Origin of the sequence: Actinosynnema sp. CS-041913, from assembly GCF_050942485.1 — a bacterium.
GTDB lineage: Bacteria > Actinomycetota > Actinomycetes > Mycobacteriales > Pseudonocardiaceae > Actinosynnema.
In genome coordinates this window covers 7451019-7468296 of sequence record NZ_CP192037.1, presented here as the reverse complement: position 1 = coordinate 7468296, position 17278 = coordinate 7451019, and the positions used below count along the sequence as shown (strand labels likewise).

At 71.8% G+C, this 17278-nt stretch carries 18 protein-coding genes; 10 read left to right on the top strand and 8 right to left on the bottom strand.

The window, feature by feature from the left end:
- Both yaaA and ACQPZF_RS33515 read right to left on the bottom strand, forming a co-directional pair.
- Entirely contained in the window at nt 1-732 is a 732-nt protein-coding gene (yaaA, locus tag ACQPZF_RS33520) for a peroxide stress protein YaaA (RefSeq protein ID WP_433263893.1), read from the bottom strand.
- 264 nt (nt 733-996) lie between these two features.
- The gene (locus ACQPZF_RS33515) at nt 997-1347 is read right to left on the bottom strand and encodes a VOC family protein (protein ID WP_433263891.1); all 351 of its coding nucleotides are present in this window, start codon (nt 1345-1347) and stop codon (nt 997-999) included.
- A 278-nt stretch (nt 1348-1625) separates the two neighbouring features.
- Between ACQPZF_RS33515 and ACQPZF_RS33510 the strand changes: the two genes are divergently transcribed.
- A complete protein-coding gene (locus tag ACQPZF_RS33510; protein WP_433263889.1) occupies nt 1626-3374 on the top strand; it encodes a proline--tRNA ligase in 1749 nt (582 codons plus the stop codon).
- A 60-nt stretch (nt 3375-3434) separates the two neighbouring features.
- Here the strand turns inward: ACQPZF_RS33510 and ACQPZF_RS33505 are convergent, their stop codons facing one another.
- From ACQPZF_RS33505 to ACQPZF_RS33495, 3 genes are read right to left on the bottom strand one after another with little or no spacing between them, the layout of a single operon-like run.
- A complete protein-coding gene (locus ACQPZF_RS33505) occupies nt 3435-4118 on the bottom strand; it encodes an HAD family hydrolase (protein WP_433263888.1) in 684 nt (227 codons plus the stop codon).
- Nucleotides 4115-4792: a hypothetical protein gene (locus ACQPZF_RS33500; protein WP_433263886.1), complete on the bottom strand. Its 678-nt coding sequence runs from the start codon at nt 4790-4792 to the stop codon at nt 4115-4117. The genes ACQPZF_RS33505 and ACQPZF_RS33500 overlap by 4 nt, the downstream gene beginning before the upstream one ends.
- 4 nt (nt 4793-4796) lie before the next feature.
- A complete protein-coding gene (locus tag ACQPZF_RS33495) occupies nt 4797-5846 on the bottom strand; it encodes a hypothetical protein (protein WP_433263884.1) in 1050 nt (349 codons plus the stop codon).
- Between the two features lie 129 nt (nt 5847-5975).
- Here ACQPZF_RS33495 and ACQPZF_RS33490 point away from each other — a divergent pair, with 129 nt between their 5' ends.
- A complete protein-coding gene (locus ACQPZF_RS33490) occupies nt 5976-7007 on the top strand; it encodes an ABC transporter permease (RefSeq protein ID WP_433263882.1) in 1032 nt (343 codons plus the stop codon).
- Here ACQPZF_RS33490 and ACQPZF_RS33485 read toward each other — a convergent pair.
- Nucleotides 6903-7310: a YjbQ family protein gene (locus ACQPZF_RS33485; protein ID WP_433263880.1), complete on the bottom strand. Its 408-nt coding sequence runs from the start codon at nt 7308-7310 to the stop codon at nt 6903-6905. The two genes, ACQPZF_RS33490 and ACQPZF_RS33485, sit on opposite strands and share 105 nt — an antisense overlap.
- 83 nt (nt 7311-7393) lie before the next feature.
- Here ACQPZF_RS33485 and ACQPZF_RS33480 point away from each other — a divergent pair, with 83 nt between their 5' ends.
- From ACQPZF_RS33480 to ACQPZF_RS33465, 4 genes are all read left to right on the top strand, one after another.
- A complete protein-coding gene (locus ACQPZF_RS33480) occupies nt 7394-8170 on the top strand; it encodes an SDR family NAD(P)-dependent oxidoreductase (protein WP_433263878.1) in 777 nt (258 codons plus the stop codon).
- 31 nt (nt 8171-8201) lie between these two features.
- Entirely contained in the window at nt 8202-8684 is a 483-nt protein-coding gene (locus tag ACQPZF_RS33475; RefSeq protein ID WP_433263876.1) for a DUF4442 domain-containing protein, read from the top strand.
- A gap of 55 nt (nt 8685-8739) precedes the next feature.
- Nucleotides 8740-9750: an aminotransferase gene (locus ACQPZF_RS33470; RefSeq protein WP_433263874.1), complete on the top strand. Its 1011-nt coding sequence runs from the start codon at nt 8740-8742 to the stop codon at nt 9748-9750.
- Nucleotides 9751-10006: 256 nt separating this feature from the next.
- The gene (locus ACQPZF_RS33465; RefSeq protein ID WP_433263872.1) at nt 10007-10642 is read left to right on the top strand and encodes a hypothetical protein; all 636 of its coding nucleotides are present in this window, start codon (nt 10007-10009) and stop codon (nt 10640-10642) included.
- A 522-nt stretch (nt 10643-11164) separates the two neighbouring features.
- Here ACQPZF_RS33465 and ACQPZF_RS33460 read toward each other — a convergent pair.
- Complete coding sequence (locus ACQPZF_RS33460; RefSeq protein WP_433274830.1) at nt 11165-11545, bottom strand: ferritin-like domain-containing protein; 381 nt, start codon at nt 11543-11545, stop codon at nt 11165-11167.
- 44 nt (nt 11546-11589) lie between these two features.
- Nucleotides 11590-12033, bottom strand: a complete 444-nt coding sequence (locus ACQPZF_RS33455; protein WP_433263870.1) for a hypothetical protein — start codon at nt 12031-12033, stop codon at nt 11590-11592.
- Between the two features lie 144 nt (nt 12034-12177).
- Here ACQPZF_RS33455 and rimP point away from each other — a divergent pair, with 144 nt between their 5' ends.
- The 4 genes from rimP to infB all read left to right on the top strand — a co-directional run bounded on the left by rimP (nt 12178) and on the right by infB (nt 17271).
- Complete coding sequence (gene rimP / locus ACQPZF_RS33450; RefSeq protein ID WP_433263868.1) at nt 12178-12702, top strand: ribosome maturation factor RimP; 525 nt, start codon at nt 12178-12180, stop codon at nt 12700-12702.
- Nucleotides 12699-13721: a transcription termination factor NusA gene (nusA, locus tag ACQPZF_RS33445; RefSeq protein WP_433263867.1), complete on the top strand. Its 1023-nt coding sequence runs from the start codon at nt 12699-12701 to the stop codon at nt 13719-13721. The genes rimP and nusA overlap by 4 nt, the downstream gene beginning before the upstream one ends.
- Nucleotides 13722-13743: 22 nt before the next feature.
- Nucleotides 13744-14088, top strand: a complete 345-nt coding sequence (locus tag ACQPZF_RS33440; RefSeq protein ID WP_433263865.1) for a YlxR family protein — start codon at nt 13744-13746, stop codon at nt 14086-14088.
- A gap of 87 nt (nt 14089-14175) precedes the next feature.
- Complete coding sequence (gene infB, locus ACQPZF_RS33435; RefSeq protein ID WP_433263863.1) at nt 14176-17271, top strand: translation initiation factor IF-2; 3096 nt, start codon at nt 14176-14178, stop codon at nt 17269-17271.
- Nucleotides 17272-17278: the final 7 nt, after the last annotated feature.

Here is a 17278-nt window from a genome sequence, read left to right as displayed (position 1 = left end):
CTAGACGATCAGGTCGAGCGCCCTGTCGCCGGTGGGCTCCAGCCGGAGCCCGGCGGCAGCGGCGATCTTGACCAGGGCGCGCACGGACTTCGCCTCGGCCCGCGACTTCACGATGGCGCGGGCCAGCAGCCCCTTGTGCGCCTTGTTGAAGTGGCTGACCGCCTGCCGCCGCCCGGCGGAGTCCTCGGTGACCACCCGGACCGTGATGGCGTGCGGGATCCTCGCCAGCGACGAGTACGGGGCCGACCTCAGGTCGATGATGTCGGTCTCGGCCAGGGCCGCGCTGAGGACCGGGCGCCAGAGGCCGCCCAGCGGACCGGTCGCCGGGAGCACGCTGCCGCCGGACAGGCGGTAGGCGGGGATCGGGTCGCCGCCGTGGACCACGCCGAACAATGCGGAGGCGACGGCCAGGCGGTTCGCGGCGCGGGCGCGTTCGGCCTTGGTGAGGGTCTTCAGGTCCAGGTTGTCGTAGAGCACGCCGGTGTAGCGGTCGAGCGCCGGGAGCGTGGGCGAGGTGCGGAGTTCGGCGTTGCGCTGGACTTCGTGCTCCTGGCGTTCGGACAGCCCCAGGACGGCGAGGCTCGCGGGGACGTCGGCGGCCAGGTCGACCAGGGCGTCGACCAGCTTGGCGCGCAGCGGGTTGAGCTCGGGACGCGCGAGGCGTTCGAGGTCGAGGGGCGCGCCGTCGCCGCCGATCGCCTTGGTCTCCGACGGGGGGAGCAGTACCAGCACGACCCGGAAGCCTAATGCGCCGGTCAGCGCCCCTCGACCGCCGACCCTGAGGCCGTGGGTCGGCCTTGCCGCAGGCAGTCGCCGCCGCCCCGGTTGGCCCGTCTTGCCGCGGTGGGTCGCCGCTGTCGCGGTGGGTCGGCCTTGCCGTGGTCGGTCGCCCCTGCCGCGGTTGGTCGACTCCCGCGCGGGCGGCCGGCCCTACCGCGTCGAGCGGACCTTGCCGCGGTCGGCCGGACCGGCCGCGGTCGGTCGACCCCGCCGCGGTCAGCCGGGCTGGCCGACGCAGAACTGGTTGCCCTCCGGGTCCGCCAGCACTGTCCACGTCAGGCCCGGCACGGTGTGCTCCGCCACCTCGGTCGCGCCCAGCCCGACCAGCCGCGCCACCTCGGCCGCCCGGTCCTCCACGTGCGAGTCGAAGTGCACCCGGTTCTTGCCCGGTGTCACGTCCTCCACGCGTTGCAGCCCGAGCTGCAACCCGCCCTCCACAGCCGGCGCGAGGATCAGGAACTCGCCCCAGTCGTTCTGGACCTCGGTGCCCAGCGCCTTCGTCCAGAAGTCCGCGAGCTTGTGCGGGTCGGCGGTGTCGATGGTGATCATGCCAATGGTCAGCGTCATGCCCGGAACGGTAGACCCGACCCCCGACAATTTCCGGCTGCCGGGGCAATGACCTGCGGCAACACTTCGGTGTCGCGCCGAGGACAACTCGGCGCCCCTCACGCTGCCCGGCCCGCGGTCCACCGAACGGCGGCGGTCCCGGACCGGCCGCCGACGCCCCACCCGCCACCGCACCGCGTGGCACACACCCGACCCGTGCCGGGCGGAACCCGTTGGAACTGGCCAGGCCCTGTTCACTACCCTTCTTGGACCACCCGCGCCACGAGGAGCACCCAACCGTGATCACGAGGATGTCGTCGCTGTTCCTGCGCACCCTGCGCGAGGACCCGGCCGACGCCGAAGTACCCAGCCACAAGCTGCTGGTCCGCGCCGGCTACGTCCGCCGCGTCGCGCCGGGCGGGTACTCGTGGCTGCCGCTCGGGCTGCGGGTGCTGCGCAACATCGAACGGGTCGTGCGGGAGGAGATGGACGCGTTCGGCGCGCAGGAGATCCAGTTCCCCGCGCTGCTGCCGAAGGAGCCCTACGAGGCCACCAACCGGTGGACCGAGTACGGCCCCAACATCTTCCGCCTCAAGGACCGCAAGGGCGCCGACTACCTGCTCGGGCCCACCCACGAGGAGCTGTTCGCGCTCACCGTGAAGGGCGAGTACTCCTCGTACAAGGACTACCCCGTCACGCTCTACCAGATCCAGACCAAGTACCGGGACGAGGCGCGGCCCCGCGCGGGCATCCTGCGCGGCCGGGAGTTCGTCATGAAGGACTCGTACTCCTTCGACCTCACCGACGAGGGCCTCGCGCAGTCCTACCAGCAGCACCGCGACGCCTACATCCGCATCTTCGACCGGCTGGGCATGGAGTACGTGATCGTCTCCGCCACGTCCGGCGCGATGGGCGGCTCCGCGTCGGAGGAGTTCCTGGCGGTCGCGCCGACCGGCGAGGACACCTTCGTGCGCAGCACGGAGTCGGACTACGCGGCGAACGTGGAGGCCGTGACGACGCCCGCGCCCGCCGAGCAGAGCATCGAGGACAAGCCCGAGGCGCAGGTCCACCACACGCCCGACACGCCGACCATCGAGTCCCTGGTCGACTTCCTGAACGGCGCGGGCCTCGGCCGCGCCTTCACCGCGGCGGACACGCTGAAGAACGTCCTGGTGAAGCTGACCGTCCCCGGCGAGAAGGAGTCGACGCTGCTGGCGATCGGCCTGCCCGGCGACCGCGAGGTGGACTTCAAGCGTCTGGAGGCGGCCGTCGAGCCCGCCGAGGTGTCGATGCTGGAGGACGCCGACTTCGCCCGGAACCCGTTCCTGGTCAAGGGCTACATCGGTCCGGCGGCGCTGCAGTCCAACGGCGTGCGCTACCTGGTCGACCCGCGCGTGGTGCGCGGCACGGCGTGGGTGACCGGCGCGGACAAGGCCGACCACCACGTGGTGGACCTCGTGCAGGGCCGGGACTTCACGCCCGACGGCACGATCGACGTGGCGGAGGTCCGCGAGGGCGACCCGTCGCCCGACGGCAAGGGCGTGCTGGTCGCCGCGCGCGGCATCGAGATCGGCCACATCTTCCAGCTCGGCCGCAAGTACGCGGACGCGTTCGCGCTGGACGCCCTCGGCCCGGACAGCAAGCCCGTCCGCATCACCATGGGTTCCTACGGCATCGGCGTGTCCCGCCTGGTGGCGGCGATCGCGGAGCAGAGCCACGACGACCGGGGCCTGGTCTGGCCCCGCAACGTCGCGCCCGCCGACGTGCACGTGGTGGTGGCGGGCAAGGACGAGACGCTGCTCGCGGGTGGCGAGCGGCTGGCCGGCGAGCTGTCGTCGGCGGGCCTGAAGGTCCTGCTGGACGACCGCAAGGCGAGCCCCGGCGTGAAGTTCGCCGACGCCGAGCTGATCGGCGTGCCGACCATCCTGGTGGTGGGCCGCGGCCTGGCGAACGGGCTGGTGGAGGTCAAGGACCGCCGTTCGGGCGAGCGGGTGGAGGTGCCGGTGAACGAGGCGGTGCAGCACCTGCTGGACGTCGTCCGGGGCTGATTCGAGGCCGCGGAAGGGCTTCGGGGTCGCCGAAGCCCTTCGCCGCGAAGTGGCCCTCGGTCAGCGACGCAACACGGCGGCGAGCACGGCGGCGGTGTCGGACAGGTCGTCGAGCACGACGTGCGCGCCCGCCGCCCGCAGCTCGGCGGCGGTGCTGCGCCCGGTGGCGACGCCGATCGCGAACGCCGAGTGGTGCAGGGCCGCGTCCACGTCGTGCGGCGTGTCGCCGATGACGACGGCCTCGAAGTCCTTGGCGTGCTTGACCGATGCCAGCCGCACGGCCTCCAGGACCAGTTCCGGCCGGTGCTCGGACACCGAGCCGTAGCCGCCGATCTCGAAGTCCACGTGCGTGTCCAGGCCGAACGCCGCCAGCTTGTACCGGGCGATCTCCACCAGGTTGCCGGTGACCAGCGACTGGACCACGTTCTCCTGCCGCGCCAACGCTTCCAGCGCGGCCGAAGCGCCCGGCAGCGCGTGGCCGCGGGTCGGCAGCAGCGAGTACTCCCGGGTGGCCACGTCGACCAGCTCCGCGTGCAGCTTGCTGATCAGCTCGTCGGTGGGCTCCAGGGCGTGTGCCGTGAGCAACTCGTGCGAGATGGCGCGCTCGGTGCGGCCCGGGAAGCTCGGCGTGTGCACGAGTTCGAGCCCGGAGACGGCGTGCAGCGCCGTCCGGTACCAGGCGTGGCCGAGGCCTCGCGCGTCGATCAGCGTCAGGTCGATGTCCCACAGCACCAACGTGTTCACCGCAGTCGCACGCTCTCCAGGATCCGGTCGGCCTCGTCCTCGCTCGGCCCTTCCGCGACGTGCGGCCCGCCTTCGGCGACGTTCAGCACGACCACGGCGGCCTTGGGCCCGTCGCGCAGCGCCACGACGGTCACCGTCGCCTTGGGCGCGTAGCACGGGTTCACCGCGCTGGGCGTCACGCCGACGCTCACCACGGTCCGCTCCTCGTCGCCCCGCACGTCGGGTTCGGCGAGCCGGGGCCGCTTGCCCTCGACGGTGTAGCTGTTGTTGGCGAAGTCGGTGGCCAGCGTGGTCGCGACGCCGGCCAGGTCGGCCTCGATCACGGCACCGGACGCGATCTGGGCCTGGATCATGTCCCGCCCCTGGCACTCGAACGGCCGGGACACCAGGGACTTGCTCAGCCGCACGCGGCCGGACGCCCCGCCGACGCTGTCCTCCCAGGACGGCGGCACCTCGTACGCCACGCCCGCCTGCTCGTCCTCGATCAGCGGCCACTCGGGCTTCGGCGGCTCGGCGCTCGTGGTGGCCGCCTGCGTCGACTTCGAGCCGATCAGCACGGCGGCGGTCGCGCCGCCGGCGACGGCGAGCACCGCCACCACCGCGAGCACTATCCACAGTGGACGGCGGTTCGGCTTCTTCGGTTGCTGGTAGACGCCCAGGCCCGTGTACGACAAGGGATCAGCCCGCCAGCGGTTTCACGGAGTCGACCATCGCCTGGAGGTCGGCCTCGGCCACGGGCTTGGGGTCGGCGGGGCCGCCTTCGAGGTCGCCGTTGGCCATGAACACGTGGAAACCCGTGCTGCCCTTGAGGACCAGGATCTTCACCATGCCCTTGCCGGCCAGGCAGTCGTTGCCGCTCGTGGTGATCGTGGCGTCCACCTGCACGCCCTCGATCTCCGGCCGGCTGCCGTTGGGCACCTTCACCGGCTTGGGCTCGCTGAGCTTGACGTCGGCCGTCTTGCCCGAGTTGTAGTACTGGGTGCCCAGCTTCTGCGCGAAGTTCTTGGCCACGGCGGGCAGGTCGCTCTGCGCCACGACCGCGCCGCCCGTGCTGCCCCGGTTGTACCGCGCGCCGCCGCACTCGTACACGCCGTACACGGTGAGGCCGGTGAGCTTGACGTCGGGCAGGCCGGTGATGTCCGCCGAGCCGGGGTTGGGCGACCAGCTCCTGGGCACGTCGTAGCTGTAGGACAGGCTCTCGACGGCCAGGCAGTTCCAGTCCGCCTTGCCCGCCTTGCAGGTCGGCGTGCCCGACTTGGTGGTCGTCGTCGGCTTGGCGGCGCTGGTGCTGGTCGTCGTCGGCGACTGGGTGCCGCTGTTCGCGAGGTTCTCGGTGCCGTCCGAGCGGGTGACGAGGAACGCGGTCAGGCCGCCGCCGACGAGCACCAGCACGACGACGCCGACGATCAGCCACAGCTTGGCGTTGCTCTTCGGCGGGGGCTCGTCGCCGCCCGAGAACACACCGAGGCCGCCGTACCCACCGCCGTACTGCTGGTCGCCGTAGCCGGGCTGGCCGTAGCCCGGCTGCTGCCCGTAATCCGGCTGACCGCCGTAACCCGGCTGACCGTAGCCCGGCTGCTGACCATAGTTCGGCTGCTGGCCGTAGTCGGGCTGCTGGCCGCCGTAGCCCGGTTGGCCGTAGCCCTGCTGGGGCTGCCCCTGCTGCCCCCGGTCGCCCTGGCCGGACTGGCCACCCCAGCCGCTCTGCCCGTCACCTGGGTATGTCACGGCACGAACCGTACCGTGCCGATTCCGCCGGACGGGTCGAGGCGATAAATTCAACACGCGTTGACTTGCGTTGCCCGGCGTCGTACCCTCTGAATTCAACAGGTGATGAACTAGGGTTTGGAGGAAGCCATGGCCACACCACACGGCCGATCGCCGGCGGTCATCGCGGTGGCCACCGCCGTCGTCGGGGCCCTCGTCGCGCTCCTGCTCGGCCTGCTCACGTTCGGCGTGCAGGCGACCGTCCACCCCGACGAGGTGCCGCTCGCCGTCGCGGTCGGCCCGGACGCGCCGCCGCCGGTGCGCGCGATCGCGGACAAGCTCGCGGGGGCGGCGTCGGAAGAGGTCGGCTGGCGGGTGTCGACGCCGGACGAGGCACGCGGGCTGCTGGCCTCGCAGGACGTCTACGGCGTGCTGGAACTCGCGCCCGGCGGCGCGACCGTGGTGCTGTCCGGCGCGGTGAACCCGTCCGGCACGCAGGTCGCGCAGCAGGTCCTGACCGGGGTCGCGCAGGGCGCGGGGCTGCCCGCGAAGGTCGTGACGCTCAACCCGTCCTCGGCGGCGGGCCGGTCCGCGCCGCTGGCCGCGAGCGCGTTGCTGTGGATCGCCGGCCTGGCCGCCGGGGCGGCGTTCACGGTGCTGACCCGCCGCGCGGGAGTCGGCCCCCGGCTGCTGGGCGCGACGACCGCCGCCGTGCTCGGGGTGGGCGTGGTCGCCGGGTTCTTCGCGCTGTGGGACTCGGCGCTGCCGCTGGGCTGGGACGTGCTCGGCTACCTCGCGCTGGTCGCCGTGGCCTTCGCGCTGCTCCAGGCCGGTCTGCTGCGGGTGCTCGGCGTGCGGGCGATGGCGGTGCTGGCTCCGCTCTACCTGATGGCGCCCGCCGTGGCCGGTCAGGTGCCCGAGCTGCTCGACCCGGTCTACCGCGCGCTGCTGTGGTCCTGGACGCCGTTCCGGTTCTCCACGGAGGGGCTGCGGGCGCTGCTGCACGGCGGCTCGCTCGACGCCGCGCAGGTGTGGGTGTTCGTCGGTCTGGCGGTGGCCGGGCTGCTGGTCGTGCTGCTACCCGGCGAGGAAGCTCAGCCGGACCGTGCGGACCGGGTTGTCGACGTTCGTGTCGACGAGGCAGACGGACTGCCAGGTGCCCAGCGCCGGCACACCGCCTAGCACCGGGATCGTCGCGTGCGGCGGCACCAGCGCGGGGAGCACGTGGTCACGGCCGTGACCGGGCGACCCGTGCCGGTGCCGCCAGCGGTCGTCCTTGGGCAGCAGGTCCCGGAGCGCGGCGAGCAGGTCGTCGTCGCTGCCCGCGCCGGTCTCCAGCACCGCGACGCCGGCCGTGGCGTGCGGCACCCAGACGTGCAGCAGGCCGTCGCCGTCGACGCCCTCCAGGAACTCCTCGCACGCGCGGGTCAGATCGTGGACGACCTCGTTCGTGCCGGTGCGGATCTCGATCTCTTCACTGCGCATGACAAGCCAGTTTAGGTGTCGCCCGTCACGCGCGGCCGAAATTGCGCCGCTCGGGGCGGCCCTGATAGTGCAGGATTTGTGCTGTGCCGCACACCGCGATCGTCACCGGGGCCAACCAGGGCATCGGCGCCGCCACGGCCCGCGCGCTGGCCGCGCAGGGGGTCGACGTCCTGATCACGTTCCTGCGCTACGCCCCGGCGCCGGACGCGAGCCTGCCCGACCGGTACTTCACCAGCCGGGAGACCGGGGCGGACGCCGTGGTCGAGGCGATCACCGAGGCCGGCGGCCGGGCGCACGCGCTGGAGATCGACCTGACCGACGTCGGCGCGCCGGCGCTGCTGTTCGACACCGCGGAGGAGCTGTTCGGGCCGGTGGACGTGCTGGTCAACAACGCGTCCGGGTGGGTGCAGGACACCTTCCTGGCCAACGAGACGGATCAGTTCGGCCGCGTGCAGCGGGCCGTGACGCCGCAGACGTTCGACGCCCAGTTCGCCGTGGACGCGCGGGCCGGGGCGCTGCTGATCGCCGAGTTCGCGCGCCGGCACCTGGCGCGCGGCGGGAACTGGGGGCGGATCGTCGGGCTCACCTCGGGCGGTCCCGACGGGTTCCCCGGCGAGGTGTCCTACGGCGCGGCCAAGGCGGCGCTGGACAGCTACACGCTGTCGGCGGCGGCGGAACTCGCGCCGCACGGGGTCACCGCGAACCTGGTCAAGCCCGGGGTGACCGACACCGGGTGGGTCAACGAGGCCGTGCGGGCGGAGTTCCCGGTGGCGCGGCCGGAGGAGGTCGCGTCGGTGGTCGCGTTCCTGTGCTCCGCCGGGGCGGACCGGGTGACCGGCAACATCGTGCGGCTGCGCTGAGCGGACATTACTGGCGGGTAACATGGCCCGCATGAAGGCATCACGTCTGCGGCGGGGCATGAACCTGTGGCCGCCGTTCCTGTTCGCCGGCATCCGGGTCGTGGAGATCTCCGACGACTACCGGTACGCCAAGGTGCGCATGCGCCTGCGCTGGTACAACCGCAACTACGTGGGCACGCACTTCGGTGGCTCGCTGTTCGCGATGACCGACCCGTTCTGGATGCTGCTCGTGCTGCGCCACCTCGGCCGCGACCACATGGTGTGGGACCGGGCGGGCGAGATCGAGTTCGTCCGGCCGGGGCGGGGCACTGTGCATGCGGAGTTCCGGCTGACCGACGAGCACCTGGCCGAGCTGCGGTCGCAGGCGGCGGACGGCGGCAAGGCCCTGGTGTGGTTCCCGGTGGACGTGCTGGCGGAGGACGGGACCGTCGTGGCGCGGGTGCGGAAGCAGGTTTATGCCCGCCTCAAGGCCGGCTCGCCGGACGAACGAGCGTCTTCTCAGGTCAAGGCTTGAGAATCGTCGGCATTTAGATGGACTTGGCGGGATTCGGACGGTAGTGATGTCGGGTATGCGCAGCGCCTTCGGCTCGACGTTCGACCTGCCCGCCGGCTACCTCAACACCGCGAGCATCGGGATCCCGCCGGCCCCGGCCGCGTCCGTGGTCGCCTCCGCCGTCCAGCGGTGGAGCACGGGCGCCGACGACCCGACCGCCGTCGATCCCGTCGTGACCACGGCCCGGGAGGCGTTCGGCAAGCTGGTCGGCGTGCCGGCCGACCGGGTCGCGATCGGGGCCGCGGTGGCCCAGTTGGTCGGCCTCGTGGCGGCCGGCCTCCCCGCCGACGCCCGCGTCCTGGTGGCCCGCAACGACTTCACCTCGCTCACGTTCCCGTTCGCGGCCCGGGGGTTGCGGGTCACCGAGGTGGACCTGGATTCCCTGGTGTCCGCTGTGGACGGTCACGATTTGGTGGCGGTCAGCGTCGTGCAGTCGGCCGACGGCCGGATCGCCGATCTGGAGGGCCTGCGGGCCACCGGCGTGCCGGTGCTGCTGGACGTCTCGCAGGCCGCCGGGTGGCTGCCGCTCTCGCTGGAGTGGGCGGACTGGGTGGTCGGGGCCGGGTACAAGTGGCTGATGGCGCCGCGCGGCTGCGCCTGGCTCGCGTGCTCGCCCTCCGGGGTGGAACGCGCCGTGCCGGTGTCCGCGAACTGGTGGGCCGGCGATGACCCGTGGGCCACCGTCTACGGGCTGCCGCTGAGGCTGGCCCCGGATGCCCGACGCCTCGACATCTCGCCGGTGTGGCTGTCCCAGTTCGGCGCGTCGGCTTCACTGCCGTACGCGGCGTCGTTGGACATGACGGCGGTCCGGGACCACAACGTGGGACTCGCGGACGCACTGCTCGCCGGGCTCGGGTTGGCCCCGCGCGGCTCGGCGATCGTGTCGCTGGAGCTGCCGCCGGGCTCGGCGGAGAAGCTCGCGGCAGCCGGCGTGCGGTCGTCCGTGCGGGCGGGACGGGTGCGGCTCGGGTTCCACCTGTACAACACGGCCGACGATGTGGATCTAGTGCTCGAAGCGCTGGCGTAGCCGGGGTCCGTTACCGTGACTGGTTGTGTCGGTTCCTCCCGAATCACCTAATGAGGTGACGCAGCGGTTACCCCGTGTCCCGGCCCAGCCCCCGGCCCGCCCGCCGGCGGGACCTGCCGCCGCCGCCGGACGTGCTGTCGGGCCTGCTACCGGCCCTGCCGGCGGGCCGTCCACCGGGTCATTCTCCGGGTCGTTCCCCGGGCAGCCTGCGGGACCGACGGACACCTCGCCGCTGTGGCGCTCGGAGATCGGCCAGTTGGATTCGCTGCTGAGCGCGCCACCCCCTCCACCGAGGCGTCGACGGCTGTCGCGCGGCTCGGTGCTCAAGGGCCTGGGGCTGCTGGGCGTGGCGGTCGTGTCCGGTTTGGTGTGGCTGGTCGTCATGCCCAAGGACACGCCGACGACCACACCTACGACTACGTCCACGCCGGCCGGCGAGTTCACCTTCACCCGGTCACCGCAGGTGCCGGAGGCGTTGAAGGACAGCCAGTGCGCTTCCCATGCGTATGGGGAGACGAAGACCTTCCTGACCGCCACGCCTTGCCAGCAGTTGACGCGCGGACTGTTCACGACCACTACCCCGGACGGGCGAACTGTGTACACGTCCGTGTCCGTGGTGAGGATGAAGACACTGGACGACGCGAACAAGCTGAAGGAACTCACCACCCGCGACGGCACCGGAAACGTCAACGACCTGGTGAAGGACGGCGCCGTGCAGGTCCCCGGCCTGCGCTCGTTGGCCTCGGGCGGGTTCGCGGCCAAGCAGCAGGACCGAGACGTCATCATCATCGAGTCGGACGCCGTGCAGCACTCGCCCACGGAGGAAGAGCACAACGCGCTGATGAAACGAATCTCAGCCGACGCATTCCGTCTGGTCAACGAACTGGTGTAACGCCACTCGACACGCTCTTCGCAGTGGCGCGCGCAGCGCGCACACCGAGCGGTGGGCTGCGTGTCATCCCCGTATGGCCTGCCCGCAGGGAACCGCGCTTGTCAGGAATGCGCAAGCACGCTTTTCGCTTGCGCATTCCTGACAAGGGTGGTTGTCTTTTGACCAGGTCATGCGGGGATGACACGACGCCCGAGTCTTGTTTTTGTGTACATCCTTGGCGGCCTGCCTGTCCGGCGAGGACGCTTTTAGCTCTTCGACTAAAAGCGAAAAGCGACGCTCGCCGCTGGGCAGGCCTCCGGGGAGGAAGGGCAAGGCGTCGTGTTCTCCCCGTATGGCCTGGTCAAAGACCACCACACTTGTTCAGGGAGCGCAAGCGAAAAGCGTGCTTGCGCTCCCTGAACAAGCGCGGTAGCCCTGCGGGCAGGCCATACGGGGAGAACACGAGGCCCCTTCTTTGTGCTCGCGCAGGCTTCTTGCTGCTGTGCTCGCGCAGGTTTTGGGTGGAGTGAGCGGTGCGTTTGGTCAACCGACGGCGGTGCCTGGTAGGGCGATGGACAAAGGGGTTACGCCGGCCGTCTTTCGCCATCTGGTGCCGCGTACTGCCGCGCTCGTCAAAGCGTCCAAGGCCGACTTGCGCAGAGTCTGGTCGTCGGTGCGTTCCATCACTCCTCGCCAGGCGACGCAGGCGTCCGTTTCCACCGCGATCAATGCCGCGATCGCCGAAGCCGCGCTGTCCACAGGTTGAGGTGGCAGGTAAGCCGGAGCGGGAGGGCGTGGTTGGGTGCCCTTGTCCCGTAGCCAGCGCTCCGTCGTGTCGCGTCGTGCGCGGTGGGCGTTGGCGCCTTCCGCTACGGCTGCCGCCTGTTGGTCTACGAAGGCGCTGGCCAGGCCGTATGTCCACACTGCCGCGTGTTCGGCGGCCAAGGCGTCCTGTACCGCGTCGACGCTCACGACAGTGCGTCCAACAGGCTCGCGCAGCCGGCCGACACCGAGGCCAGCAGGCCCGCCCGGTGGGTCGGGGCGGTGGCTGCCAGGTCGCCCGCTTGCTTCTGGGCCGTCTGCAACGCCGTGACCAGTGCCTCACGGGACGGGTTGGTGGGTGGTGGCGTCGACGGCGTGGGTGTCGGAGATGCGGACGTGCCCGGCACCCTCGGGGTTGCCCGGTCCACCTCGGCTTGGAGCTTGTCGGCGTGTTGTGTTCTCGCCGCTGCCGTTTCGGTTGCGCCGACGGCCGTGGCCAGGGCCGCGTCGGCACGGGCCGCTTCGACCAGGTCCGCCAGGGAGTCGCGAGGTGGGGGAGGGGGCGGGGGTGTGGTGCACCCTGCCGCCAGGGGCGCGGTGGCCGCTGCCAGCAGCACGCCGCGCCTGCTGAGCGCCGTTCTTCCGATCACGTGTCCCGATCCTGCCAGAGGGCTTCCGGTCGCCTCTGGAGCGTGCGGGGTGTCCCGGACCAGATAGTCTGGGCGACCAACGGCCGGCGAGTGCAGCGTCGGCCGGGGTTGCCGTGCCCTTCTGCACCTGAAAGGAGTCACCACGTGTCCAGCCCGCCGCGCGGAGAACTCGCCGCGCAGCTAGCACCCGTCGTGCGGGAGGCGGTCGAGGCCATCGGCTTCGACCTCGAAACGCTCGACGTGAACCAGGCTGGGCGTCGCAGGCTGGTGAAGGTGGTCGTGGACGGCGACGACGGGATCGGGCTGGACGAGGTGGCGCGGGCCAGTCGCGCCGTGTCCGCCGCGCTCGACGCGCACGAGCACCTGATCGCCGGCCCGTACACGCTTGAGGTCACCTCGCCGGGCGCCGACCGGCCGCTGACCAGGCCGCGCCACTGGAAACGGGCGAAGCTGCGGCTGGTCAAGGTCAAGCAGCCCGACCAGGTCGAGTGGTTCGGCCGGGTCGGGGCCGCTGACGACAGCGGTGTCGTGCTGCTGGTCAAGGGCGAGCTGCGCCGGGTCGAGTACCGCTCGATCGAGCGCGCCGTGGTCGAGGTCGAGTTCAAGCAGCCGCCCGTCGAGGAGCTCGCGCTCCTTGAGGGCACGCATTCGAAGGAGGAGTCGGAGTGAACGTCGACATCGCCGCACTGCGAGCGATCGAACGGGACAAGGACATCCCCTTCGACACCGTGTTGGAAGCCATCGAGACCGCATTGCTGACGGCTTACAAGCACACCGAAGGGCACCACTCGCATTCCAGGGTCGAGATCGACCGCAAGACGGGCATGGTCCGGGTGCTGGCCCAGGAGCTGGGGCCGGACGGCGCCGTGCTGGAGGAGTGGGACGACACGCCCGAGGGGTTCGGCCGGATCGCGGCCACCACGGCGCGCCAGGTGATCCTCCAGCGCCTGCGGGACGCGGAGCACGAGCGCACGTTCGGCGAGTTCTCGGCCAAGGAGGGCGAGATCATCGGCGGTGTCGTGCAGCGCGACGCCCGCGCCAACGCGCGCGGCATGGTCGTGGTGCAGATCGGCGACACCGAAGGCGTCCTGCCGCCCGCCGAGCAGGTGCCCGGCGAGGCCTACGAGCACGGCTCGCGGCTCAAGTGCTACGTCGTGGGCGTGTCGCGCGGTGCGCGGGGCCCGCAGATCACGCTGTCGCGCACGCACCCGAACCTGGTGCGCAGGCTGTTCGCGCTGGAGGTGCCGGAGATCGCCGACGGCACGGTGGAGATCCCGGCGGTGGCACGTGAGGCAGGTCACCGTTCCAAGATCGCGGTACGCTCCACGGTGTCCGGCGTGAACGCCAAGGGCGCGTGCATCGGCCCGATGGGCGCGCGGGTGCGCAACGTCATGAGCGAGCTGGCCGGTGAGAAGATCGACATCATCGACCACTCCGACGACCCGGCCACGTTCGTCGGGAATGCCCTGTCACCTGCCAAGGTTGTCTCGGTGCGGGTGCTCGACGAGCGCGCCAAGACGGCGCGCGTGGTCGTGCCGGACTTCCAGCTCTCCCTCGCCATCGGCAAGGAGGGCCAGAACGCCCGGCTGGCCGCCCGGCTGACCGGCTGGCGCATCGACATCCGCAGCGACGCGGACGCCGGTGGGGCCGCGCCGGCGGACGCGGCGACATCCGGTTCGGCTGATTGAGCGGCAGGAGATAGACTCTTCAGTGGTTCGACGTCGGGGAACGGTTTTCGCTCACCAAGGCCCGGTCCGCACGTGCATCGGATGCCGTGCCCGGACGTCGCCCTCCGAGTTGCTGCGCGTGGTGGTCGTGGACGGGGCGGTGGTCCCGGACACGCGCCGACGGCTACCCGGCCGGGGTGCATGGCTGCACCCCGACCCCGGCTGCCTCCGCGACGCCGAGAAGCGAAGGGCGTTCCCCAGGGCCTTCCGGGTCCAGGGTCCGCTCGACGTGGACGGGCTGCGCGGGCACCTCGAACAGCAGGCGAAACAGGTCGCGGGATCGCCCCGCGACCCGCAGGAAGCAAGGAAGCAGGTCGACCCGTCATGAGTCAGCCGTGAAGCTGAAGACATGAACGCGCGACGTTAAGACGAGGTCGACGGGACTGCCGCCGGCCTCATCATCCAGAGGAGTGCAGTGGCAGGCAAGGCCCGCGTGCACGAGCTCGCCAAAGAGCTCGGCGTCACGAGCAAGGAACTGTTGAGCAAGCTCGCCGACCAGGGCGAGTACGTGAAGTCCGCGTCCAGCACCGTCGAGGCCCCGGTGGCCCGGCGGCTCCGGGACGCCTACGCGTCGAAGTCCGACTCGAAGTCCAAGCCGTCCGGCGCCCGCCCGGCGCCGCCGAAGCCCCAGCCGCAGGCGTCCGCGCCGTCGGCCGAGGGCAAGTCCGACTCGAAGCCCGCCGCACCGGTGGGCAAGCCCGGTCCGCGCCCGGTCCCCGGTCCGAAGCCGGCTCCCAAGCCGCCCGCACCGGCGCCCGCGCCCGCTCCGAAGGCCGCTCCGGCGGCACCGGCGCCCGTGGCACCCGCCGCGCAGACCGCGCCCGCTCCGGCGCCCGCGCCTCAGCAGGCCCCGCAGCAGGCTCCCCCGCAGCAGGCGCCCCAACAGGCACCGCAGCGGCCGTCCGGCCCGCGTCCCGGCCCCCGCGCGCCGCAGCAGCAGCCCGCGGCGGCCCAGCAGGGCCCGTCCGTCGTGCCGCCGCGTCCGCAGGCTCCCAAGCCCGCCGGCGCGCGTCCGCCGCGTCCGGGCAACAACCCGTTCGGTGTCGGCGGTGGCGCTCCCTCGCCGCGTCCGCAGGCGCCGCGCCCGTCCTCGCCCGGCGACCGTCCCGACCGGGGCGACCGCCCCGACCGCGGTGACCGCGACCGCTCGGGCAAGCCGGGCGACCCGCGTCCGGCCGGTCCCCGTCCGGGCGGCTCCGCCGGTTCCGGCGGCCCGCGTCCCAACCCCGGCAACATGCCGCCCAGGCCGAACCCGGGCATGATGCCCGGCCGTCCGGCCGGTCCCCGGCCCGGTCCCGGCGGCGGTGGCCGTCCGGGCGGCGGTCCCGGTGGCGGTGGCCGTGGCCCCGGTGGCGGTGGCGGCGGCGGTCGTCCCGGTGGTGGCGGTGGCGGCTTCCGCGGCGGCCCTGGTGGCGGCGGCGGTGGCGGCGGCTTCCGCGGCGGTCCCGGTGGTGGCGGTGGTGGCGGCGGTGGCGGTGGCTTCCGCGGCGGTCCCGGTGGCGGTGGCGGTGGCGCCCCGGCCGGTGGCGGCGGTTTCCGCGGTGGCGGCGGTCGTCCCGGTGGCGGTGGCCCCGGCGGTCGCGGTGGCGCGGCCGGCGCGTTCGGCCGTCCCGGTGGCCCGGCGCGGCGTGGACGCAAGTCCAAGCGCCAGAAGCGCCAGGAGTACATGGACAACATGCAGGCGCCGTCGGTCGGTGGCGTCCGCCTGCCCAAGGGCAACGGCGAGACGATCCGGCTGCCGCGCGGCGCCTCGCTGACCGACTTCGCCGACAAGATCAACGCCAACCCGGCTTCGCTGGTGCAGGTGCTGTTCCACCTCGGCGAGATGGTCACCGCGACCCAGTCGGTGTCCGACGAGGTGCTGGAGCTGCTCGGCTCCGAGATGAACTACAACGTGCAGGTCGTGTCTCCCGAGGAGGAAGACCGCGAGCTGCTGGGGACGTTCGACATCACCTACGGCGACGACGCCGGCGGCGAGGAGGACCTCCAGATCCGTCCGCCGGTCGTGACCGTCATGGGTCACGTCGACCACGGTAAGACGCGCCTGTTGGACACGATCCGCAAGGCGAAGGTCGCCGAGGGCGAGGCGGGTGGCATCACCCAGCACATCGGCGCCTACCAGGTCCGCACGGAGCTGGAGGGCAACGAGCGCCTCATCACCTTCATCGACACCCCGGGCCACGAGGCGTTCACCGCCATGCGTGCCCGCGGCGCCAACTCGACCGACATCGCGGTCATCGTGGTGGCGGCCGACGACGGTGTGATGCCGCAGACGGTGGAGGCGATCAACCACGCCCAGGCGGCCAACGCGCCGATCGTGGTCGCGGTCAACAAGATCGACAAGGAGGGGGCCAACCCCGCCAAGATCCGCCAGCAGCTCACCGAGTACGGGCTGGTCGCCGAGGAGTACGGCGGCGACACGATGTTCGTCGACATCTCGGCGAAGCAGGCCGTGAACATCGACGGGCTGCTGGAGGCGATCCTGCTGACCGCCGACGCGTCGCTCGACCTGCGCGCCAACCCGGAGATGGAGGCGCAGGGCGTCGCCATCGAGGCGCACCTCGACCGCGGTCGCGGTCCGGTGGCCACGGTGCTGGTGCAGCGCGGTTCGCTCCGCGTGGGTGACTCGATCGTGGCGGGCGCCGCCTACGGCCGCGTGCGCCGCATGGTCGACGAGCACGGCGACGACGTCACGGTCGCGACCCCGTCGCGTCCGGTGCAGGTCATCGGCCTCACCTCGGTGCCCGGCGCGGGTGACACGTTCCTCGTGGTCGAGGAGGACCGGGTGGCCCGGCAGATCGCCGAGCGCCGCCAGGCCCGCAACCGCAACGCCATGAACGCGGCGAAGCGCAAGCGCGTGAGCCTGGAGGACCTGGACGCCGCGCTGAAGGAGACCAGCGCCCTCACCCTGATCATCAAGGGCGACAACTCCGGCACCGTCGAGGCGCTGGAAGACGCGCTGATGAAGATCGAGGTCGGCGACGACGTCGAGCTGCGGGTCATCCACCGGGGCGTCGGCGGCATCACCGAAGGCGACATCAACCTGGCTGTCGCGGGTAACGCGATCGTCCTGGGCTTCAACGTCCGGGCCGAGGGCAAGGCGACCGAACTCGCGAACCGCGAGGGCGTGGACGTCCGCTACTACACGGTGATCTACCAGGCGATCGACGAGATCGAGCAGGCCCTCAAGGGCATGCTCAAGCCGGAGTACGAAGAGGTCCAGCTCGGCCGCGCGGAGGTCCGCGAGGTCTTCAAGTCCTCCAAGGTCGGCACGATCGCGGGCTGCATGGTGCTGTCGGGCGAGATCCGCCGCAACGCGCGGGCCCGCCTGCTGCGCGACAACAACGTCGTCCAGGAGAACCTGCCGGTCAGCTCGCTGCGGCGGTTCAAGGACGACGCGACCGAGGTCCGCGAGGGCTTCGAGTGCGGTCTGACGCTCGGCAACTACGGCGACCTCAAGGTCGGCGACATCATCGAGACGTTCGAGATGCGCGAGAAGCCGCGCGCCTGACCGTCTT